Origin of the sequence: Pseudanabaena sp. UWO310, from assembly GCF_006861605.1 — a bacterium.
Taxonomy (GTDB): domain Bacteria; phylum Cyanobacteriota; class Cyanobacteriia; order Pseudanabaenales; family Pseudanabaenaceae; genus Pseudanabaena.
In genome coordinates, this window is record NZ_SELU01000082.1 from 1 (window position 1) to 22,743 (window position 22,743).

Here is a 22,743-nt window from a genome sequence, read left to right on the forward strand (position 1 = left end):
TAAATTATTTTTGTACACTGTTATTGTCTGGTCGCTGAGCCTTAAACGCAAAGTCCGTCTTGCTTATCTCTTGGACTGTCGTGATCCAAAACGCATCGCTCGGATACTTTTGTTCTCAACCGATATTCACCTTGACGCATCTGATATCTTAGATTTCTATAAAGCTCGCTTTCAGATTGAATTCATATTTCGTGATGCTAAGCAGTTTACTGGTTTAACCGATTGTCAAGCTCGTGACTTTACTAAACTTGATTTCCATTTCAATGCTAGTCTCATGGCTTTAAATCTCGCTAAGTTTGAGGCGTGTCAACTTCATCAATCTCCTAAACCTTTTGTTTTCTCTATGGCTAGTTTCAAACGGATGGCTCTAAATCGTCATTTACTTGAGCGCTTTATTTCCTTGTTAGAATTGGATTCTACTTCAATTAAATCTCATCCTCGATTCCAAGACCTTTGTTCTTACGGCACTATTGCTTACTAATTTTGTCCGAAGTATTGTTAAAGCCCAAAGGATTTGGCGCTTTGCGCCAAATCCTTTGGCTTGAGGCTATTCGCGGTCATCTTCAATGCGACTTGCTCCTTTTTCATAGAGTTTGCAAATACCACGACGGCTATTTTTAATGAAACTACAGAACATTTGAATATCGGGATTATCGATAAATTCGGGTGCGGTTTCTAAAAATTCGATCGCTTGGGAACGATTGCGACTGGACTTATAAATAACTTCATAGGCTGAGAGAATAGCACGGCGACGTTCATGGTTAAATCCATTGCGGCGTAAGCCCAAGCGATTTAGCCCAAAGACCATATTTGTATCAACCGCCATGCAGTAGGGCGGGACATCCATGCCCAGACGAGTTTGTCCCCGAATCATGGCGTAGGAGCCAATGCGTGTAAATTGATGGACTACCGAATCGCCTCCCATAAAGGCATGGTCATGGACTTCCACATAGCCCGCGAGTAAAACATTGTTGACGATGATTACGCGATTACCGATCTCGCAGTTATGGGCAATATGTGCCCCTGTAAATAACAAATTATCGCTACCGATTTTGGTTGCCGAGCCTTCTTTTGTGCCACGATTTACCGTTACATATTCCCGCAATATATTGCGATCGCCAATTTCCACAAAACTAATCGCGCCTTTGTAGGAAGTATCCTGTGGCTCCGATCCCACGATCGCCCCATAGCCAATTTGGTTATCATTGCCAATTTTCGTATGTCCCGTCACAATTGCTCTAGCGCGGATCTCGCAGCGATCGCCGATCTCCACAAACTCGTCAACAATAGCATCAGCCCCGATCGATGTCCCCTCGCCGATCTTGGCATGGGGATGAACGATCGCCCTTGGGTGAATTGTAATATTGCTATCTGGTTTAGGATCTGGCTCAATATCTGGCTTGTTATCTGGCTTGTTATTTGGCATGGAAATAGGAATCTATAACTTCGGGCAATAGAGAACAAGCAACAGTTTATCGCAATCACTCACCAACTGCATAATCCCAATTCCCAAAATGGCAACGCCATTTTGGGAATCTCAAAACCAGAGAGCGTACCGCTCTCTGGTTTTTGAAGGAACTATGGCTTCTTGCTTTTGGTTAAAATGCCAAACTTATGCAGTCTCTGGACGATGCCCTCAAGCAGTTGGGCATAACTGTGATTAGTCTTTTGCAAGATTTTTTGCACCGAACCGCTCAAGCGAATACATTCATCATCACTTAGATCCCTTGCCGTAATAATAATGATGGGAATTAAGGGCGTATCATAGCGCAGCCTTAGCAAATGCATAAATTCAAAACCATCAATATTCGGCATCATCAGATCTAGCAAAATTAGTTGCGGTAACTGCTTAGTCATAATTTCTAAAGCCTCATGTCCATCCTGAGCTTCCACCACCAGACAGTTTTCCTTCTCCAACATTCGCTTTAGCATGGCTCTGACATTTAGGTCATCTTCCACTACTAATACTGATAACCGAGTCTTTACTTCAGGGCGATACTTGTCAATGGTGGTAATGAGGCGATCGCGATCGATGGGTTTAAATAGATAATCATTTGCACCAATTTCATACCTCTCATGGGTCTCATCATTGACTGTCAGTAAAATAATGGGAATTCCTGAAGTTAAAGGCTGCGATTTGAGATCCCTCAGCAACTCCCAACTATGGATAGATGAGGTTTGCATATCGAGAATAATTGCACTAGGAAGGATTTGATGCGCTAACTCCAGCCCATCAGTAATATTTAGAGATGAATAAATCCTAACTCCTAGATAGCTCAGATAGGATTGAGTACATTGATGTAACATCAAATCATCGGCAACGATCAAAATCGATGGATAAGACTCATCTGAATTGGCAGGATTCAGTACGGAATATTCAGGCGATACGGGTGGCAATAATGGATCCTGAGGGGGCTTTAACGGTGATTGGGTTAGCTTTTCACAATCAGTAGGTAGACAAATCGTGAAGGTTGACCCTTTGCCCAACTCACTCTCTACGTGAATATCACCACCCATCATTTGGCATAGTCTTCTGCTAATGGCAAGCCCTAAACCCGTACCGCCATATTGTCTTGTCGTCGAACTGTCAGCTTGATTGAAGGGTTGAAATAGGTTTTGTAAATTCTCTGGACTAATGCCGATGCCAGTATCAGTAATTGTGAAATAGAAAATCTCGCCTTGCAGGGAATTGAGACGGTTCACTTTGATCGTAATTTCTCCAGACTTGGTGAATTTACAGGCATTGCTTAAAATATTTAATAGCACTTGACGCAGTCTTGTCATATCAGTGCGAATGGAACCAAGCTGCCGATCGCATTCGATATGGATTTGATTGCTGTTTTTGCTGAGTAAGGGTTCGATCGTTTTACAGGTTTCCCATACCAGCATCGGCAAATCGAAGTTGTCATAGTAAATTTCCAATTTACCCGCTTCGATTTTGGTCATGTCTAAAATATCATTAATCAAATCCAGCAGGTGCTTGCCAGATCGATAGATCTTTTGCAAATCTTCACCAAAATCATCTAATCCTAGTAGAGCCGCGTCCTCCTGCAACATCTCGCTATAGCCAATGATCGCATTCAAAGGAGTGCGTAATTCATGGCTCATATTGGCAATAAAGCTGCTTTTCGTCCGATTGGCTTCTAAGGCGCGATCGCGGGCTAGCGACAATTCCTCATTCATCAGCCTTAGGGATTCCTCATCGCGTTTGCGACGCATTAAGGCTCCTAACTGCATCGCGATCGCCCCAATCAATCCGACTAACTGTTGATCGCCATCATTGGGATTGCGGGTAAAAAAAGCGATGATTGCAACTACATTAGTGTCAGCACAGACGGGAATAGCCAGCCCCGACTGTAACCCGCATTCCAGAGCAGGATATTTACGCAGAAAATTTAATTCTGTTTCTAAAGAGATATCCCAAATCCATTCGGGACGCTGATATTCCCAAACCCTTCCTGGAAAGCCAATGCCCGAAGGGAACGAAATCCTCTCACTCAGTTGGCGGAATTCTTCCAATCCTTCAAGGCTACTGTACCAAGCAGGGCTACATACCAAAATTTGTTTTTCGTCTCCCGCTGGAACCCAAGCCTCGCCATAGTCCCATCCTGTGAACTGGCAAATTTTCCGCAGGGCAATTTCTAAAGCTGTTTGAAAATCATTAACCGCACTAATTTCTAACGTTAAGCTCTGCAATAATTGCGATTCTTCCTCGGCTCTCTTTCGCTGCGAAATATCCTGTACAGTTCCTTCAAAACCAATCAAAACTCCATCAAAATCTCGTACGGCGCGGACGTTTTCGGAAATCCAGATTTTCGTACCATCGCGCCGATAAACCTGTGACTCAAAATTAGAAACGGTGTCATGGTTTCGTAAAATATTAATAAATTCTTGACGACGATTGGGATTGACGTAAATCTGGTTGGCGATATTGGTGACGTTATTAATTAGGGATTCCGAAGAGGGATATCCATAAATTTGCGCCAGCATGGGATTCGCAATTAAGTAGCGTCCATCAATCGTTGTCTGAAAAATCCCCTCAACCGCATTCTCAAAAATACTCGTATATTTAGCTTCAGCATTTTCTAGATCGTTGCGAAGCTGGGATGTTCTCGATTTTAATAGTTTATGAATTTCCGTCGCCTGTTGGACGACCTTCGTTAACTCCTCAACCTTGTAGGGCTTAGTAATGTATTGAAAAACCTTTGATTGATTGATCGCCTCGACCAAATCCTTAATATCTGCATGGGCAGTGAGGATAATCCGTAGAGTATCGGGATACAGCTCAGCAACTTGACTTAAAAACTCTGTGCCAGACATCATCGGCATACGCTGATCGGAGACAATCACGGCGATATCTGGCTCGTTTGCTAAAATTTCTAACGCATCAAATCCATTTTTAGCTCGTAGGACTTGATAGCCTCGATGAAAAATGCGCTGAAGTAGATCTAAGTTGTCTGCTTCGTCATCAACAATCAATAATTTGGTTTTTTGTGAGCTATACATGTATGTGGTTACAAGGATTTTTTCGCATTAAGGTAAGCGCCTACAACAATTCTCATTATGGAACCAATTTCAAGATTTATGGCACTTGTGATGTGGCAAACCTGAAAATAGTTTTTGGTAGAAAGTCCCCCAACAGCAGATTTTCTGTAAACCAAATTTTTATAATGAAAACTGAATCAATCAAATATTCCTGACAGCAATCTTCCCATGGAAAGGGCGAAGGGTTTGTGTCGCCAAAAGCAGAGACTCGACCGTGTATTTCAGTAGACTGGAAAACACTAGAGTTAATTTTTTTATAATTTAAGCAAAAAAATATGATGCAAATTGTAGTGACGGGTGCTACTGGATTTATTGGGGTGAAATTGGTTGAGCGTCTACAGGCTTTGGGCGATCGCATTATTGTTCTCGCTCGCAATTATCAAAAGGCAAGCTTACAGTTTCCGCAGGCGGATTTCCCCAACGTGGAAGTAATTGGCTACAACCCCTTGGAGCTTGGGGAATGGACAAGGGTGATATCTGGCAGTGATGCCGTAATTAATCTCGCAGGAGAACCCCTTGCGGGGGTGCGGTGGACAGAAAATCGTAAACAGCAGATCCGCGATAGTCGTATTTTAACGACGAAAAAATTAGTTGAAGCGATCGCGAAATCCGATCAAAAACCACGAGTCCTCATCAGTGGTTCGGCGATCGGCTATTACGGCACTAGCCCTGATAAGTCCTTTGATGAATATAGTTATGCAGGCGATGACTTTCTTGCAAATGTTTGCAAGGATTGGGAAGCTGAAGCGGAGGCCGTGACTGGCTTAGGTGTAAGGTTAGTTAAGCTGAGAACGGGAATTGTCTTGGGTCTGGGTGGCGCGATCGCCAAGATGCTACCGATTTTTCAGATTGGTGGTGGGGGTAAAATCGGTAGTGGTAAACAATGGTTTTCTTGGATTCATCGTGATGATCTCGTTGATCTGATCATCTATGCTTTGCAAGATGATCAGATCGTGGGTGCTTTAAATGGGACAGCTCCGCAAGCGGTTACCAATGAAGAATTTACCGTTGCTTTTGCTAAAGCGATTAAACGTCCAGCCTTTTTACCTGTGCCTGCGTCAGCGTTGATTTTAGTGTTTGGTGAAGGAGCAACGGTTTTACTAGATGGTCAGCGTGTTGTGCCCCATAAAGCCCAGATTAATAAGTTCGCTTTCCGCTATCCCAATATTGATTCAGCCTTAAGTCAAATTTTTGCTTAATATTTTTACTTAGGGACTTGCGATTTAATGAAGTACCAAATATAAAACCAGAATCGGTGGCGCGGCGGAGCTGCGCCACCGATTCTGGTAAATCTGGATTGGTATCTTATTTTCTCGCAAGTCCCTTATAGCTAATGAGGACAAATCAAACCCCAAGAATTGAGTGGCGGCGCTTCGCGCCGCCACTCAATTCTTGGGGTTTATGTCCTAATACACTTGGTGACAGCTATACAGCAACTTTCGATCAAAAGAACCACAAGAAACTTTGTGCAAGTGTTGCGAAGCAACACTTGCACAAAGTTTCTTGGTTTGAATTTGAGCGCAAAGCGCTGTAACTACCTCATTAAAATCCAGATCTAAAACCTGCGGCGCACGCTGCGCGTGCGCCGCAGGTTTTAGGGCTTTAATTATGCCCACTTAGCTTAATAAAAAAAGAGAGTGAATTATTTCACTCTCTTTTTTTGATGGGCCGAGCTGGATTTGAACCAGCGTAGGCGTAGCCAGCGGATTTACAGTCCGCCCCCATTAACCACTCGGGCATCGACCCTTGGCTTGTTTTCCAAGCGAATCTAATCATATACACTTATTGCATTACTTGCAATAGTTATTTCAAAAAAAATTAAAATTGGGTCAAAGAATTTTTAATGTAGCCATAGGTGGAGATTGGCATTGCTATAGGCAAGATTTAACCTGCTATAGCGATCTATAGCGATATTTTTTGGGGAAATTTGGCAAATCCCAGCGAGATCGCACTGAGAAACGCAATCCCCATGATTCCTGCGATCGGATTGCCATTAATGCCTGTAACCCACTCAGGAACTATCCCTGTCGGCGCTAGCCAATGCGTCGTATTGACAATGTAGTAACACCAGACCAGCCCCGCATGTAGACCTATGGATATTCCTAGCCTGCCGTTACATCTACGTCTGGCGAGGACAAGAGCAATACTGAGCATGACTAAACCTAGAAACTGGCTCCATGTCGCCAAAATTACGTTTAGGGGTTTGATAAAGTGCAAGATTGCGAATACGAAACTACAACCGAGTAAGGCGGCTTTTGGCGAATAATCGCGCTCTAACTCCGATAGAATCCAACCCCGAAACAACATTTCTTCTGCAAATCCTACTCCCACTGAAGTTAATAACCCAGGTGCGATCGCTCCTTGCCAATCCACAAAATACAATCCGATCGCTGGTAATAGTCTTGCAGGCAAAGGATGCCGCCAATCGACACTTTGCGACACCAGCCATCCCAGACTTACCTGTAAGCTAAAAAAAATAATAAGGGTTACACAGCCCAATCCCAATCCCAACAAAAAATCCCGCCCATTTTCTTTGGTAAATAACAGTCCGTAATAGCGGTAAGGATGTGAATATTTGGCGATTTTACGCCCCCATCCCCAAATTAATCCCAAAAATCCGCAGTACAACAAAATTGTCAAACCAACGCCGACAGATTCCCCCCAAATTAAATACATCGGAGCCGCGATTGGTAGCCAGAGCAGCAATAAAGTTATTAAAAAAAGTAGGATACGGATGGGGGCTGGATAGGAATTGAGGCGATCGCGATTCACAATAAAAGAACAGGTAGGATTGGTAATAACCATCCTACCTGTTCTCTATCCATTGCTGAGAGCGATAACGGTTGCCAGTCTTGTTAGGACAAAATGAAAGCCCAAAATAATGTTGCCGCGCTCCACGCGGCAACATTATTTTGGGCTGAGACATTTGACGGCAGCTATATATGGCAGCTATATGATGAATGGCAGCGCTTTGCGCTGCCATTCTCTTCTTTGGGGTTGTAAGCAGCTAAAGCTATATATAGGAAATATATAGGAAATTTATGAATTGCCTTTACCTATGACTCTGGTTCGATTGTGCTAGTTAAACCCTTACTTTGTAACCCTTCACAATAGAACTCAGCATGTTCCTGTACACAAGTAATTACTAGGGCGCAACCACTGGCATGGGCTGCCATCATAATATCTACCGCTTGAGGTTGGGTTAACCCATTCACAACTTGCATTAAGGTTTGCACTACATATTCCATAGAATTGTAATCGTCATTATGTAAGAGCACGCGATATCTTGGTGCAATTTTGCGTATGGTTTCAGGACGAGTAATAGTTTCGGTAGCCATAGATTTGGTTGCCTCCTATAGGAATTAATTTATGATTTCGGATAATCGCAGGGTTTAAGGTTTGCGCATTAAGGGAAAAGTGTTTGCAAGTATGCAATGTAGGTAGGACACATTTCAGTCTCATGCTTGTGCGATAAATTTGAAAGCCGAGACAGTAATAATACTTAATGGGTATCTACTCATATTATAAATAGAATTCCCAAAAATGTGAAGTATAGCTGTCGCTGTACTAGGACATAAACCCGAAGAATTGAGTGGCGGTGCTTCGCACCGCCACTCAATTCTTCGGGTTTGATTTGTGCTATGTCCAGTGACGGCAGCTATATGGGGATTCTGCCCAACCAAAAACCTGAAAGATGTATGGGAAAACTGTAATCATGCGATCGCTATGCTCATTAAGCTATTTGTATTAAGCTACGCTGTTCCTAGCGCATAATTAATACCAAAGCTCAAAATGGCGTAGCCATTTTGAACTTTAAAAACCCTTACTGGGTTTGGTCTTTATAGCTACCGCTAGTCTTGTTAGGACAAAATTAAAACCCAAGATTGTGTTGTTGCGCTCCGCGCAACAACACAATCTTGGGTTTTATGTCCTGATACAGTTGGCGGTAGCTATAATTCACAAAAGTGTTGTCACACTTTCGTGAATTGGTATAACGTCAGTTCGGTTTAAGCTGGCAAATTCTCTAAGTCCAAAAGTAAAAGCCTTGCACAGCAAGGCTTTTACTTTTGGACTTAGAGAAATGGTTTGCGTAGCAAACCATTTCTCTAAGCTCGTTTCAAGTTATCCCGAATTTATTCAACTGTAGTTATTTAATAACTTCCGAAGAAGGCACATAATAGACTTCTCCGCCAGCATCAGGGACAAATATACAGGACTTTTGAGAAGTGAAAAAGGATTTCCAAATCGGTTCGTTAGAAACTCGGTAATATTTACCTAGAACTGGTTTAATCGCATCTGTGGCAGTTTTGAGATGATAGTGAGGAATGCCAATAAAGATGTGGTGAGCGACATGGGTACCAATATTATGATGAATATTGTTAAAGATTCCATAATCGCGATCAATGGTGGAAAGCGCTCCCTTTAGGAAGTACCATTCTTTACCACGATACCAAGGAATATCTGCTTCGGTATGATGTAAATAGGTAACCAGATCGAGCCAGACTACAAAAATAAGATAGGGAACAATATAGAACTTGAATAGGAATAGAAATCCGTAGGTGAACCCCAACCATCCTAGGAAAGCTACCATTGCAGTCCATAGAATGCTACTGGTCAGAATGTCATTGGTTTCCGATGCGCGGAAAAGATCGTTGTTGGGAACAAAATGAGAGGCTGTTGGACGGGCAGGCGATCGCTTAAATAGATAGAGCGGATAGGCAAACAACAGGGCATCAAAACGAATGAATTTGCCAATCCAGTCCATTTCTTGATATTGACTTTTGGTGACTGGATACCAACTTTCATCGGTGTCGATATTGCCTGTATTCTGGTGATGGGTGCGGTGGCTAATGCGCCAACCGTGATAAGGCACGAGAATTGGTATGTGGGTGAGATGCCCGATCAGATTATTGAGCCATTTGCTCCTTGAGAAAGAACCATGTCCGCAGTCGTGACCGACCACAAAAAAAGCCCAAAACATTGTCCCCGTAGCAAACCAGAAAATTGGATAAAACCACCATGCATCCAAGTAAGCAGCCGTGGCGTATAAACCTACAATAATCGCTGTATCGGCAAAAAAATAGGCGAGCGATCGCCATACATTAGGTGAGAAACATGCTGATGGAATAGCGGCTTTTACATCTTGAAAAGTAAACGGAAGCTCAGTTTGCGATGTCGAAGATGTATCGGTAAGAGGGTTCTCGAGATTGATCCGATGAATAGTCGAAGACGACACGTATATTTCCCTGTTGTTAAGAAAAATTAAGTTGGCTTTTAGATCTTAGCAGTAACTTGGATTCTTCCTCGAAACCAAAGTTATCTAGTAAAAAAGCCCATCGATCGCCTTTGAGTCTGATATAAGCTTGCATTTGCGCGATCGCGCTCCGATCCCCTGACAGTTGTTCGATCTGTTTTGGCTCAGGGAGCCCATAAATTTCATAGGTAAAGGGGGTATGCCATGTGAGATGTCCCGAACGATGCAATAGCCCTAAGGTGGTCTCTGCATCGGGATAGGTGCGGGAGACTTCAGTAATACTCCCTTGACGCGGAATTTTTGGCAATAGAGCAAGGGCTTTTTGGTACAGTTTTTGTTGCTGCTGGAGGAAAAAATCGACCCTCTGACGATCGCCATTGTCGAGCAATCCCGTCGGCTCACTTACAAGCATCAATGCTTCCGCAGGTTGACCATCGCGTCCTGCTCTCCCAATTTCTTGAATATATTCTGAAAGCGTTAACGGTGGATGAAAATGCAAGACCCAGCGGGTATCGGGTTTGTTAATTCCGAGCCCAAAAGCAGATGTGCAGATCGCAAAGGGATATTTATTGGTTATCCATTGCTGCTCGATATAGCGTCTTTCTTGGGGAGGCAAGCCCGCATGGTATGCGGCTGTGGCAAAGGAATGATCTCTTAGCCAAGCCGCTAACATCTCGGCATCGGTACGGCTGCGGACATAGATTAATCCTGATTGTCCTAGGCGATCGCGAATAAATTTCAGAATGCGGGATTTTCGTCCCGACGGAGTCCAAGCAATTTCTACTTGGAGGCTGAGTTGGGGGCGATAGGGGCTAGTGCGGACGATATGGGGATTTTTAAGCTGTAGACAGGTTTGTAATTCCTGCATTGTATGGCGATCGGCGGTGGCCGTGAAAGCGGCGATCGCCATTTGGGAATGCTCGGACTTTTGTGACATCAAAGCCGAGCGGACTGCCCCTAAACGCCGATAGCTCGGACGAAAGGAATCTCCCCACTGCACGAGGCAATGGGCTTCATCTAGCATGATGCCCGCAATTTTTAAATGGCGATCGCTGATTATTTCCCAGATTGGTTGACTCAAGAGCGTCTCAGGTGAAACATACAGTAAACGGATATTTGGCAGATTTCGGAGGATCTCGCGCCGTTCTCTCTGCGATAGATTGCTATGGATACAAGCCGCAGGCAGATGTCGCGCCTGTAAGTCCCTCACTTGATCCTCCATCAGAGCAAGCAATGGAGAGATTACCAAGGTTAACCCCTCACGAAAAAGTGCTGGTAGCTGAAAGCAAATGGATTTTCCCCCGCCAGTTGCCATCACTGCTAAGCTGTCTTGTCCTTGCAACAGACTGGTAACGACTTCCCGTTGAGATGACCTTAAGTCTTGATATCCCCAAATTTGCTGAAATGTCTGTTGGATTGTCGTCCATTCCCTCAATGTTTCTGACATTTGCCCTAAATGATGTATGAAGTAGATTTCGATCAAACGAACCAAGAAGATTTTTGAAAGCTTTGCGAAGCAAAGCTTTCAAAAATCTTCTTGGTTTGGGTTTGAGCGCAAAGCGCTGTAAGATTCTTCCAGCCAGTGCTAATTCTGCATAGGACTTAGCTAAAAACTTAGCAATGCTATAGTACTTACTTAACAAACCATATTTGATATTATAATTTCATATTCATTGCTTAACTGCTTAGATATAACAAATTGAAAAATTTCTAGAATTTCTTGAAGATGGCGATCGCCTTCCCTGATCGCCTTTCACGATCGCCCTTCACGACCATAAAAATCATAAAAACGAACTATAAGATTTCCTTTGAGATTCTGGCAAACACTTGCTCCCCAGAAAGATCCTATTTCTTCGCCTAGAGTAAAGTGCGGTATTTTTAGCTTATTAATTCTCAGGAGTCGAGAAATGCTTGAAAGAGAAAGTAGATGCGTACTGTATTTTGTATTCAATTTTGGATTCAATTTTGGATTCAACTGTATTCAAGGGGGGCATGAGTTTTTGTTAAACCTAGCGGTTAATGATATTTTTAATAAAGATCTACTAATCTAATAAGTTATATAGCTGTAAATCCTTCCAAAGTTCGTTGTAAAGGGAAATTATTCAGGTGAGACCAGAAGAGTCATCTACTCTTGAGATCAAAGAGATGCTTCATCACGTACTTACGGTTGAAGATCCACAGGGGTTTCGCAATTTTCTCTTGCATGGCGTTACATACTCCTTAGGACGTAGTCTGGGCAATTCGATTGTTCTTCGTTCTAATCTCGTATCTCGCCAACATGCAACGTTGCTAGCGGTTGCTTCTCAGAAATCTTCATGCTTTTTTAGAATTATTGACGGTTGCATTGATGGCAGGCGGAGTACTAATGGAATCTTAATTAATGGGAAAAAACGGTTTTCTCATATCTTGTCCCATGGTGATGAAATTCTCTTTAGCAAAGATACAAAAGCGGTATATCAGGTAATTACGGCGATCGCTAATATCCCCAAAATTAACCGCTCGGAAAATCAACTTGCCAATTCTAGTAATTCCATCGCGAATAATCAGTCTTTTAGTGAGACAGAGCTTTTTCAATTTTCGCCTTTACAATCAATTGCTGATCGCGATTTATCTATTCACGCTCAAGAAACGATTAATCGATTTATCTCCTCCCCAGAGCTAAATCCCCAACCAATTATTGAATTAAACTTAGTAGGAAAAATCCTATATCTTAATCCTGCGGCTCTGTACCAGTTCCCCAATCTTGAAGAGCAGCGGATCAATCATCCTTTACTTCAAAACTTGCTGGCTCAATTATTGCCTGTGGTTAATCCTATTCGTAAAGTATTTATACGGGAGGTAGTGATTCAGGAAAAGATATATGAAGAAATCATTCACTTTATGCCTTGGAATGAAATAGTTCGCATTCATATTTCTGATATTACCAAACAAAGACAGGCCGAAGCAATTATCTCCTACCAAATTCATTATGACGCTCTTACGGGATTACCAAATCGCAAATATTTACATGAGCATTTAGTTGAATATATTGAAAAACTACAGGACAAACAACAAAAATTTGCTGTCTTATTCCTTGATATTGATCGTTTTAAATTAATTAATGATTCCTTAGGGCATAGTATTGGCGATCTCCTACTCAAAGCTGTCAGCGATCGCTTAAAGACCTTGATCAGAGATGGTGATATCGTCGTGCGCTGGGGGGCTGATGAATTTGCGATCGTGGCGAAGTTGATCGAATCTAACGATACGGTGCTGCAAACGGCGGAGGGGATGATTCAAGCAATGACTTTACCCTTTATCTGTGCTGGGCACGAACTGCATATTACCACCTGTATTGGTGCGAGTATTTATCCTGAACATAATACTGATATTGAGGGGCTTATTCATAATGCTGATATGGCAATGTATCGAGCTAAGGCTGAAGGTCAAAATAGCTTCCAGTTTTATATTCCCAATATGCAGGAGCAGAGTTTTCAGAGGCTCTCTATGGAAAATAATCTCCGCCGAGCCCTTGAGAATGATGAATTGATACCCTACTATCAGCCGCAAGTTGATTTGAAGACAGGAAAAATTGTCGGTTTGGAGGTTTTATTACGATGGAAACATGTAGCTTTAGGCTCCATTCCTCCCAGTAAATTTATTCCTCTTGCGGAAGAAACAGGCTTAATTATTGCTATTGGTAATTGGGTTTTACGTCAAGCCTGTTTGCAGGTAATTGCATGGCAAAATATGGGTTTGCCACCGATCCAAGTGGGTGTCAATTTATCGATTAAACAACTGCAACAAAAGGACTTTCTCTTTTGTCTCAATCAAATTCTTGAGGAAACAAATTTCGATCCCCGCTATCTAGAATTGGAAATTACGGAAGGGATCATGATGGATAATGTTGAAGAGAAAATTACCCTGCTAAATCAATTCCGTCAGATGGGTATCCAGCTATCTATCGATGATTTTGGGACAGGCTACTCGGCTCTGAGTTATCTCAAAAATTTACCTATTGATACTCTTAAGATCGATCGCATTTTTATTGAATACATCGCTCATAACGAACATGATCGCACTATAGTCGCTTCAATTATTAATTTGTCCCATAGTCTCAATCTCAATGTGATCGCGGAAGGGGTCGAAACGAGAGAACAGGTCGATCTGTTGCAGTCTTTAGGTTGCGATCAAATTCAAGGTCATTTTTACTATAGGGCGATGCCATCTGATGAGGTTGAGGCTTTGCTGAGATCGCAAGGGGTAACGCGACCAAATAAAATCGAGCCATAATACCAATTCCCAAGATGGCAACGCCATTTTGGGAATCTCAAAACCTTGCTGGGTTTGGTTTTTAATTCACAAAAGTGTTGTCACACTTTCGTGAATTGGTATTAAATATTAAGCCACATTCTTAGGTTGACTTCCTGACTAGAGGAAGCATTGGGGATCTGTACTAGCTCAAAGTAGTTAAAAATCGGCTCTGCTAAGATGACTTTAACGTTACGGAGCAAGTCTTGTTGGAAAATCGTGACCTCGATTGCCTCACCAATGGCAAAGTCCCGCAGCCGCTCGTTAAAGGTTTCTGCGGTAACGCGAATTCCTGCGATCGCCAGTACCGCATCACCCGTGTTAATCCCTGCTTTCTGGGCAGGCGATCCCGCCTCTATCCTGTCAACTTCCGCAAGCCCATTTTTGGATTTTAGCGTCATTCCGACAAAAGGAATATCCTGTCTAGTGGTTCGTAATTCTAAACCAAAGGGTTCGAGATAGTAGTTGTAATCGAGTTCTTTTGTACCATACAGATAATCATTCCAGAACTGCGATAGATCTACCCCCGCGACCGTCTCGATTACCCCATGAAGCTCGGCTTCGCTAAAGCCCGTTTCATCTTTGCCAAAGCGTTCCCACATAATTTGCATGACTCGATCCAGCGATCGCAAATTATTAGTGCGATCGCGGATCAGTAAATCTAATAACAGCGATAACAGTTCGCCCTTTAGATAGTAGGAGATTTGACTATTGTGAGTATTGGGATCGGGGCGATAGAGCTTGATCCAAGTATCAAAGCTGGACTCGAATAGCGATTGCACATTGCGCCCAGAGGTAGTTTGTAGGCGGGTAATCGCATTACTAACGAGTTTTAGATAATGCTTAGCATCGTAAATCCCCGCACGAAGCGGAAAAAGGCGATCGTAATAGCTAGTAGTTCCTTCGCTAAACCAAAGTGAACTTGTATAGTTTTCTTGATCGTAATCAAAGGTTTCAAAAGCCTTGGGACGAATGCGTTTCACATTCCAAGTATGAAAAAATTCATGGGCAACTAGATTCATAAATTGGCAATAGCTTTCTTCCTTGCGAAATCCCAAACGATTGTAGAGAAGTACGGTACAGTCCTTATGTTCTAATCCGCCAAAACCATTACTAGCATGAACAATAAAGTCATAGCGATCGTAGGGTAGTCCCCCAAACATTTCTGCTTCTACTGCCACGATCGCCGCTGCATCCTTGACCAAGCGCTGCATATCCCCATTGTGCTGTCCCCAGACCACAAAGCTATGGGGCTTGTTTTGGACGGTGAATTCATAGCGCTCGTGGATGCCGATCTCAAAGGGACTGTCTACTAAAGTGTCAAAATTTTTGGCGTAGAAAGTATCCTTAGTATCAGCAAATGGGGGTAAAGCGGTCGCGATTTGCCAATTCTTGGGGAGGTCAGGAATATGGACGATGTAGGGATATTGCTGATATTCAGGAATGTACATGAATACGGCAGCACCCGTAAAAAAGGCATGGGTGCGGTCGATATGATTGGTACGGACGGTTAGCTCATTGCCAAAAATGCGGTAAGAAACGGTAATAGGTGCTATAGAGCGATCGCTTCGTTGCAACCGCCAATGATTTTTACTAATTTTTTGCCATGTGATCGGCTTCCCATCCCCATCAATGGCGGCAAAGTCTTGCAAATGTCTGGCGTATTCCCTTACTAAATAGGAGCCTGGAGTCCAGACGGGTAATTTGAGATCGATAAATTCCTGTTGCCAATGGGCGATCGTTAGCTCGACATGGAGAAGATGATTTTCTGGTTCGGGAATAGATATTCGATAGGTAAATTGGTCGGAGTAATATTCTTTAGTCACTGAATCTTTAGTCACTGAATCATCCATGGGGCTAAACCTGCGATCGCAAACTTCACCTAATATAGCAATGCAAGTTTTACTTATAGCGCTTTGCGCTCAAATCCAAACCAAGGAAATTTTTGAAAGCGTTACTTCGCAACGCTTTCAAAAATTTCCTTGTGGTTCGTTTGATCGATAATAGAATTGATTGGCGGCGCGAAGCGCCGCCAATCAATTCTTGGGCTTTAGTTAGCGGCAGTTATGAAACAACCATTGATAGCTAGATCCCTTATTTTGAGATTTATTTTGAGATTAGCCAGTTACGGTGAAAGAAGCGAGCAAGATCCGATTCATCTAAGGCGAGACAGATCGGACGACCGTGGGGGCAAGTATGGGGATTGCGGGTCTGTTGCCATTGCTCAAGTAGATCGCGTAGGGCACTCATTTCTAGCTTTGTCCCATTGCGAATGGCACTGCGACAGGCTGCGGTTGCCCTCGCTAGGGTATGATCCTGCTGTTGGGCAATCTCTTGCAAGATGCTACTGCAATCTGGGTGCCCGATTAAAATCTCTGGCAGCGATCGCACTGCCCAGAGATTAGAGCCAAAGACTTCAATGTCTAGTCCCAAGGCTTGCAAGCATTCGACCCCTTCATCGGTCAGTTGCTTTAATAAAATTGGCTGCTCGATCGCCACAATTTGCCATTGAGTTTCGATCTGCTCAAAGATCACCCGCTCGTGGGCAACATGCTGTTCGATCAACCATAAACCGCTTGCATGTTCGGCAAGAATATAGGTGTCTAACACTTGAGCGATCGCTTTTAATCCAGAATGGGACTGACTAAAAGTTTCTCGTTTGGCGGGCAGTAAATAAGTAGTCTTTCTTTCCGCAGTTCGCAACAGATCGTTCGTGGCATGACTGTAGCTAATGGGAGAAGTTGGTTCGGGGATTTGCAAGATCTTGGCGATCGCATCTTTTAACTGGGCTTGGATATCGGCTAGGGCTTGGATGTAGGCTTCCGCCTTAGCAGGATGGCGATTCCAGTCAATCCGCTCGTAGGGCAGGTTTAAACTGGCAATACATACTGGAAAGCGATGGCGCGGTAAGGTACGCTCTAGACTAGAAAATATGGTTTGTTCTAATTCGGGAAAGTTAATGGCTCGACCGTTCAGAATGATTTTGACCCAATCGGGACGGCGACGCGATAGGCGATCGGGCAGTCCTAGGGCGATCGCCATATGCCCTGCGTCTGCAAGAGAAGAATGGGCAGTCAGCGCAAACTCTCGATACGCCAGATCGTAGGGATGAATAGAATTAATAATTTGGGGCAAAATTTCCCTAGCATTAGCACCTGCCCAAATGGCTAGCCACTCGCGATTGTCCAGACTGACCTGCCAATTAATCTGGGGATTAGCGATCGCCATTTGTTGAATTTGCAACTGCACCTTGCGCACTTGCTGCGAATGGCTGGGTAAAGATTGTAATCGGTTAGGATAGCGCGAAAAGAGATGGCGCACTGTCACTACCGTACCTGTGGCGATCGCCACCACCTTGGGACTAGCTTGCAGTTGCCCATGCTCATCGTAATGGGCTTGATAGCCGAGGGATTCTTGGAGCGGGCGACTACAGATACTCAGATCGGCTAGTTGTGCAAGACTGTAAAGTGCTTCACCGCGAAAGCCTAGGCTTTTAATATGGCATAAGTCCTCAGCTTTGCTGATTTTGCTCGTAGTGTGCGGAGTAACGGCATGGGATAGATCATTGATCGTCATGCCGCAGCCATTATCACTGACCTGTACCGATAGGGTATCCGTCCAAATCGAAATCACGATCCTTGTCGCCTTAGCATCGATCGCATTTTCCGCCAGTTCGCGGACTACCGCCGCTAAGGAATCAATCACTTCACCAGCGGCGATGAGATGGACAACTTCTAAGGGTAGGGGCTGAATGTTTGGCATTGCTTATCCTAAGCGCTGCTTGAGCCAAAACTGTAAAGTTGGCAGGGCAATCCGATAGCCATATTTCGCACCATAAACCAGTCCTTTTTGTTCTAAGCTATCGAGCGCTCCTTGCAGGCTGCCTCCCTTAGATAGCTGATGTCTTTGGATATATTCACGGCTATGGGGGCTGACCGTAGGATCGATCGCCAAGCTTTCGAGAACGCGCACCTGAGTCGGGGGCAGTAACATAATTAAAGATTCAAAGGTGGGGGCGAGATCTTCGATCAGATGCAGCATATTCTGATGGACATGGTGCGGTTGAATGAGAAATTCCTTGGGAGGATGATCGGGGTCGATGCAGCTAATGTCGATGCGGCGAATTAAAGCGATCGCATCGCTCAGGTTGCCTTGAATATATTCTGTAAAAAGCTGTAAGGCGGTAGTCGAGGGATCAAATCTCAATCCTTTTTCCCCCATTGTGGGTTCCAGCCATTCGCATAGTTCCGCATTACTGAGGGATGGCAGCTCGACGACATGCAGGCTCAACTTATGCATCCAAGGTTCGGGCACTGTCGCAATTAAGATATAACTGACTCGACTCTGAAGTTGAATTTCCCGCCGCAGGTATTCTTCCCATTCGCCTTTGCGATCCCACGAACGGATATGGGGAAAATTATGCAATACGATCGCCACCCGACAATCTAGCCATTCCGCCATTTGCTGTGGCACACTTAACAACTTCTCAAAGAGATTCCAGATCCCGACCGAGTTAAGTTTCCAAACGATCCGAGGCTTAGATTTTTCGGTGAGGTCAAAGTTCACAGGCTGATCTTTGAGTAACTGCTGGATTACTAATAATTCTTCAGGGAGATCGAAGGTATGCAGCAAACTTTCTGCTAAAAGCTTGAGAAAGCGATCGCCATCGGTTGCCCTGAGACAATCGATCGTAATTATCCTCGCGCCAGCTTTTTGGGCCGCCCATTTGACTAAAGTTCTGCGTCCACTCCCGGCCACCCCTGCAATTAGCAGATCGCCATCTGCTAATAAAATTTGACTGATTTTTTCTAGTTCAACTTGTCTGCCTACCAGTCTTTGGGGCAAAAATGGGTTCTTGATCATTGCCTAATTGTATCGTAACGCAAGCTTCGCTTAGATCGTAAAACTCAAAACCTGAGTATTGGCGCGAAGCGCCAATACTCACCTACTACTTGAATAATTAGACCTGCGCCTAATTATTCAAGTAAGTAGTTCAGCATATTAAAAAAACAAACCCAGAAGAGCATACCGCCCGCTGCGCGGGCGGTATGCTCTTCTGGGTTTTAATTCTACTTATGCCTAGCTACTTAGTAGGCTTCAAGATTCTTAAGGTGGCTAGTACTATTTTTTAGTATTATGGGTATAGCTGTTTATCCCAAAAATATTTATGGCAATTGCAGAAAAAGAGCTTGAAGCTCCTCCGCACGCGCATTGGCATACTCTTGATGTCGATGAATCGATCGCTTTATTACAAAGTGACGCAGATCAAGGAATTACTAACCAAGAAGTTGCGGCGAGATTCCAGCGCTATGGAGCTAATGAATTAGTTGCCAAAATCGGGCGATCATCACTGCAAATTTTTATTGATCAGTTTACCAATATCATGCTGATCATGCTGATGGCAGTTGCCGTGGTCTCGGCAATTCTCGATATCAGGGATCACGAATTTCCCAAAGATGCGATCGCCATTTCCTCGATTGTGTTGCTTAATGGCATTCTCGGCTACATGCAGGAGACTAATGCCGAAAAAGCCCTTGCAGCTCTCAAGCGCATGTCTTCGCCTAAGGTCAGGGTGATTCGTGATGGCGGAGTAATCGAAATCGATGGTAAGAACCTCGTCCCTGGAGACATCATGCTCCTAGAAGCGGGAGTACAGGTTGCTGCCGATGGAAGATTGCTAGACGAACAAAATTTACAGGTGCGGGAATCGGCTCTGACGGGAGAAGCCGAAGCCGTAAATAAGGAGGCAAAACTCCTCCTAGAGGAAGATGCAGGTTTAGGCGATCGCTTAAATTGCGTCTATCAAGGGACTGAGGTCGTACAGGGTCGCGCCAAGGTACTAGTCACCAAAACAGGAATGCAAACTGAATTGGGGAAAATAGCTGCCCTCATCCAGAATGTGGAAACCGAAGATACCCCCCTCCAGCAAAGAATGACCCAGCTAGGGAATGTACTGGTCACTGGTTCCCTAGTGTTAGTAGGCTTAGTTGTTTTGGTAGGGATGCTGAATAAAGGTAACTTTGGCGAACTTCTCAAGACTTCCCTGAGTATGGCGGTAGCAGTAGTACCCGAAGGGCTACCTGCGGTGGTAACGGTCACCCTTGCCCTAGGGACTCAACGCATGGTCAGAAGAAATGCTCTGATTCGGCGTTTGCCCGCCGTGGAGACCCTTGGCTCTGTCACCACGATCTGTTCTGACAAAACTGGTACGCTCACCCAAAATAAAATGGTGGTGCAAGGGATTCGCACTGGGCTCCATTCCCTGCAAGTAACGGGGGATGGATATGCTCCTGTCGGAGAATTTACCATAGATGGTGGGTCGGAGAAGACTACCTTTGCGGTCAATAATATGCCTGAAGTCCAGCAATTATTGCTGGCCTGTGTATTTTGCAACGATGCCATCTTGCAGCAAAAGAATGGGGAATGGATTATTATTGGCGACCCTACTGAAGGTGCTTTGCTCGTGCTTGCTAGTAAAGGTGGTTGCGATGCGGCGGAATGGCAACATCGGATGCCACGTACGTTTGAAGTTCCTTTTTCCTCTGAGCGCAAGCGCATGAGCGTTCTAGTTCAAGGCGAACATGGTGGGAATGTCCTCTTTTGCAAAGGTTCGCCAGAGTTAACCCTAGAATGCTGTACCCATATCCAAATTGGCGATCGCATCGATCCGATCGCCGATCTTCAGCGCCAACAGGTGCTCGCCCAAAATAATGAACTAGCCAGTCGGGGTCTACGGGTACTCGGCTTTGCCTATCGCAACTTTCCCGAAATCCCAGAGGGTGGACTTAATGAAAGTGATGAAAGTAATTTAATCTGGGTCGGTTTGGTGGGAATGCTCGATGCTCCGCGCCCAGAGGTGCGCGAAGCCGTAAAACGTTGTCGCGAAGCAGGCATTCGCCCCGTCATGATCACTGGTGATCATCAGCTCACCGCCAAAGCGATCGCTGAGGATCTGGGCATTGCCCAATTAGGCGATCGCGTCCTTACGGGACGAGAACTCGAAAAGATGAGTGCCACCGAGCTAGATCGCGAAGTCCAAGAGGTGAGCGTCTATGCCCGTGTCTCCCCCGAACATAAACTGCGGATTGTGCAATCCTTACAGAGACAGCATCAATTTGTTGCCATGACAGGTGACGGCGTGAATGATGCTCCTGCCCTCAAACAAGCGGACATTGGTATCGCCATGGGTATAACGGGTACTGATGTATCCAAAGAAGCCAGTGACATGATCTTGCTCGATGATAATTTTGCCACTATTGTCGCTGCCACCGAAGAAGGTCGCGTAGTCTATACCAATATTCGGCGTTTTATCAAATATATTCTCGGTAGCAATATTGGTGAAGTCATTACGATTGCAACAGCACCATTGCTGGGTCTGACCGTGCCCTTAAGCCCTCTGCAAATCCTTTGGATGAACCTCGTGACCGACGGATTGCCTGCCCTTGCCCTTGCCGTCGAGCCAGCCGAACCAAATGTCATGAAAAAGCCTCCTGTGGATCCTCGCGAAAATATCTTTGCTAGAGGGATGGGAGCTTATATGGTCAGAATTGGCATTATTCTTGCGATTATCACGATCATTCTCATGGTTTGGGCACATGGCTTTACCACTACACACTTTAATGAAACCTATGTGAAAGAGCGATGGGCGACGATGGTGTTTACAACTCTTTGCCTAGCCCAAATGGGTCATGCGATCGCCATTCGTTCTAATACGCAGCTAACCATAGAACTGAATCCGATGACAAATCTTTATGTTTGGGGATCGGTAATTATGACTACAGTTCTGCAATTAGTGCTAATTTACGTGGAGCCATTCCGTCGATTCTTTGGTACTCATTTGATTACCCCAACCGAATTGGCAATTTGCTTTGGGTTTAGTGCATTAATGTTTGTTTGGATAGAATTAGAGAAACTGGTAATTCGTTGGTGGTTATGGCAGCGTCAAACCTAACGCCAATCTGGATGCCAAAGCCAAGGACAATGCTAAAAAGTATGCTAGGCTACAAATTTGGGTAGCGATTCAAGTGTATTAAAGTTCAAGAATCAGTGGAGGAGTTAATTTGAAAAAGGTTGAAGCAATCATTCGTCCATTCAAGCTTGACGAAGTCAAAATTGCTCTGGTAAATGCTGGCGTAGTCGGTATGACCGTATCAGAAGTACGTGGTTTTGGTCGTCAGAAAGGACAAACAGAGCGCTATCGTGGCTCTGAGTACACAGTTGAATTTCTACAGAAGCTCAAAATCGAGATCGTTGTAGAAGACGACCAAGTAGATATGGTGGTAGATAAAGTTATTACTGCCGCTCGTACTGGCGAAATTGGCGATGGTAAGATTTTCGTATCTCCTGTAGAGCGAATTATCCGAATTCGTACTGGTGAAAAGGATTTAGAAGCTGTCTAAGTCTTCGTAACGTTCAACGAATTTCCTTAAAAGAGTCAGTACCTAGTACTGACTCTTTTAATTTTTCTAATTTTTTAAGTAAGTGGGCTTAATTAAATATAAAACCCTAAAACCTGCGGCGCACACGCAGCGTGCGCCGCAGGTTTTAGGGTTTTATGCTGAGGTACTTATGACGTTTTCCTATCTATAGCTGTCGCTGTACTACGACATAAACCGCAAGAATTGTCTATATATACAGAAGACCAACATAGAGAG

The 22,743-nt window shown here is 44.2% G+C and carries 14 protein-coding genes and 1 tRNA gene; 5 read left to right on the plus strand and 10 right to left on the minus strand.

Features of this window, described 5'->3' with window-relative positions; all coding sequences use genetic code 11:
* Positions 1-481 (plus strand): transposase (locus PseudUWO310_RS20515; RefSeq protein WP_223805781.1); only part of this gene is annotated, 481 nt, incomplete at its 5' end.
* Positions 482-547: 66 nt separating this feature from the next.
* Here the strand turns inward: PseudUWO310_RS20515 and lpxA are convergent.
* Together lpxA and PseudUWO310_RS20525 are read right to left on the minus strand one after the other, a co-directional pair.
* Positions 548-1,426 (minus strand): acyl-ACP--UDP-N-acetylglucosamine O-acyltransferase, encoded by an 879-nt coding sequence (gene lpxA / locus PseudUWO310_RS20520; RefSeq protein ID WP_223805782.1) that lies wholly within the window; start codon positions 1,424-1,426, stop codon positions 548-550.
* A gap of 152 nt (positions 1,427-1,578) precedes the next feature.
* Positions 1,579-4,506, minus strand: a complete 2,928-nt coding sequence (locus PseudUWO310_RS20525) for a response regulator (protein WP_143122321.1) — start codon at positions 4,504-4,506, stop codon at positions 1,579-1,581.
* Positions 4,507-4,823: 317 nt separating this feature from the next.
* On the opposite strand from PseudUWO310_RS20525, the gene PseudUWO310_RS20530 reads away from it, so the two are divergent.
* Positions 4,824-5,744, plus strand: a complete 921-nt coding sequence (locus PseudUWO310_RS20530; RefSeq protein WP_143122330.1) for a TIGR01777 family oxidoreductase — start codon at positions 4,824-4,826, stop codon at positions 5,742-5,744.
* Between the two features lie 465 nt (positions 5,745-6,209).
* Here PseudUWO310_RS20530 and PseudUWO310_RS20540 read toward each other — a convergent pair.
* The 5 genes from PseudUWO310_RS20540 to PseudUWO310_RS20560 all read right to left on the minus strand — a co-directional run bounded on the left by PseudUWO310_RS20540 (position 6,210) and on the right by PseudUWO310_RS20560 (position 11,246).
* Positions 6,210-6,291 (minus strand) — tRNA-Tyr (locus PseudUWO310_RS20540).
* Between the two features lie 156 nt (positions 6,292-6,447).
* The gene (locus PseudUWO310_RS20545) at positions 6,448-7,350 is read right to left on the minus strand and encodes a CPBP family intramembrane glutamic endopeptidase (protein WP_223805783.1); all 903 of its coding nucleotides are present in this window, start codon (positions 7,348-7,350) and stop codon (positions 6,448-6,450) included.
* 251 nt (positions 7,351-7,601) lie between these two features.
* Positions 7,602-7,883: an ATP-dependent Clp protease adapter ClpS gene (gene clpS / locus PseudUWO310_RS20550; RefSeq protein WP_055074309.1), complete on the minus strand. Its 282-nt coding sequence runs from the start codon at positions 7,881-7,883 to the stop codon at positions 7,602-7,604.
* An 809-nt stretch (positions 7,884-8,692) separates the two neighbouring features.
* Positions 8,693-9,781 carry a DUF3474 domain-containing protein gene (locus PseudUWO310_RS20555; protein ID WP_143122323.1) on the minus strand — a complete coding sequence of 363 codons (1,089 nt, stop codon included), beginning with the start codon at positions 9,779-9,781 and terminating at the stop codon, positions 8,693-8,695.
* A gap of 16 nt (positions 9,782-9,797) precedes the next feature.
* On the minus strand, positions 9,798-11,246 hold the full coding sequence (locus PseudUWO310_RS20560) for a RecQ family ATP-dependent DNA helicase (RefSeq protein WP_143122324.1): 1,449 nt from the start codon (positions 11,244-11,246) through the stop codon (positions 9,798-9,800).
* A gap of 659 nt (positions 11,247-11,905) precedes the next feature.
* Between PseudUWO310_RS20560 and PseudUWO310_RS20565 the strand changes: the two genes are divergently transcribed.
* Positions 11,906-14,071, plus strand: a complete 2,166-nt coding sequence (locus PseudUWO310_RS20565; protein ID WP_143122325.1) for an EAL domain-containing protein — start codon at positions 11,906-11,908, stop codon at positions 14,069-14,071.
* Positions 14,072-14,172: 101 nt separating this feature from the next.
* Here the strand turns inward: PseudUWO310_RS20565 and PseudUWO310_RS20570 are convergent, their stop codons facing one another.
* From PseudUWO310_RS20570 to PseudUWO310_RS20580, 3 genes are all read right to left on the minus strand, one after another.
* Positions 14,173-15,942, minus strand: coding sequence for a M61 family metallopeptidase (locus tag PseudUWO310_RS20570; RefSeq protein WP_143122326.1), 1,770 nt, complete (start codon positions 15,940-15,942; stop codon positions 14,173-14,175).
* A 253-nt stretch (positions 15,943-16,195) separates the two neighbouring features.
* Positions 16,196-17,851, minus strand: coding sequence for a DNA mismatch repair endonuclease MutL (gene mutL / locus PseudUWO310_RS20575; protein ID WP_143122327.1), 1,656 nt, complete (start codon positions 17,849-17,851; stop codon positions 16,196-16,198).
* Positions 17,852-17,854: 3 nt separating this feature from the next.
* Entirely contained in the window at positions 17,855-18,952 is a 1,098-nt protein-coding gene (locus tag PseudUWO310_RS20580; protein ID WP_143122328.1) for an ATP-binding protein, read from the minus strand.
* Positions 18,953-19,256: 304 nt separating this feature from the next.
* Between PseudUWO310_RS20580 and PseudUWO310_RS20585 the strand changes: the two genes are divergently transcribed.
* Together PseudUWO310_RS20585 and PseudUWO310_RS20590 are read left to right on the plus strand one after the other, a co-directional pair.
* On the plus strand, positions 19,257-22,040 hold the full coding sequence (locus tag PseudUWO310_RS20585) for a cation-translocating P-type ATPase (protein ID WP_143122329.1): 2,784 nt from the start codon (positions 19,257-19,259) through the stop codon (positions 22,038-22,040).
* 109 nt (positions 22,041-22,149) lie between these two features.
* Positions 22,150-22,488 carry a P-II family nitrogen regulator gene (locus PseudUWO310_RS20590; protein WP_009627341.1) on the plus strand — a complete coding sequence of 113 codons (339 nt, stop codon included), beginning with the start codon at positions 22,150-22,152 and terminating at the stop codon, positions 22,486-22,488.
* Positions 22,489-22,743: the final 255 nt, after the last annotated feature.

Bases quoted from the DNA above. Each gene is read 5' to 3' on its own strand.
- lpxA (WP_223805782.1), bottom strand. From the start codon at position 1,426: ATGCCAAATAACAAGCCAGATAACAAGCCAGATATTGAGCCAGATCCT.
- PseudUWO310_RS20585 (WP_143122329.1), top strand. From the start codon at position 19,257: ATGGCAATTGCAGAAAAAGAGCTTGAAGCTCCTCCGCACGCGCATTGG.
- clpS (WP_055074309.1), bottom strand. From the start codon at position 7,883: ATGGCTACCGAAACTATTACTCGTCCTGAAACCATACGCAAAATTGCA.
- PseudUWO310_RS20530 (WP_143122330.1), top strand. From the start codon at position 4,824: ATGCAAATTGTAGTGACGGGTGCTACTGGATTTATTGGGGTGAAATTG.
- PseudUWO310_RS20525 (WP_143122321.1), bottom strand. From the start codon at position 4,506: ATGTATAGCTCACAAAAAACCAAATTATTGATTGTTGATGACGAAGCA.
- PseudUWO310_RS20570 (WP_143122326.1), bottom strand. From the start codon at position 15,942: ATGGATGATTCAGTGACTAAAGATTCAGTGACTAAAGAATATTACTCC.
- PseudUWO310_RS20580 (WP_143122328.1), bottom strand. From the start codon at position 18,952: ATGATCAAGAACCCATTTTTGCCCCAAAGACTGGTAGGCAGACAAGTT.
- PseudUWO310_RS20560 (WP_143122324.1), bottom strand. From the start codon at position 11,246: ATGTCAGAAACATTGAGGGAATGGACGACAATCCAACAGACATTTCAG.
- PseudUWO310_RS20545 (WP_223805783.1), bottom strand. From the start codon at position 7,350: ATGGTTATTACCAATCCTACCTGTTCTTTTATTGTGAATCGCGATCGC.
- mutL (WP_143122327.1), bottom strand. From the start codon at position 17,851: ATGCCAAACATTCAGCCCCTACCCTTAGAAGTTGTCCATCTCATCGCC.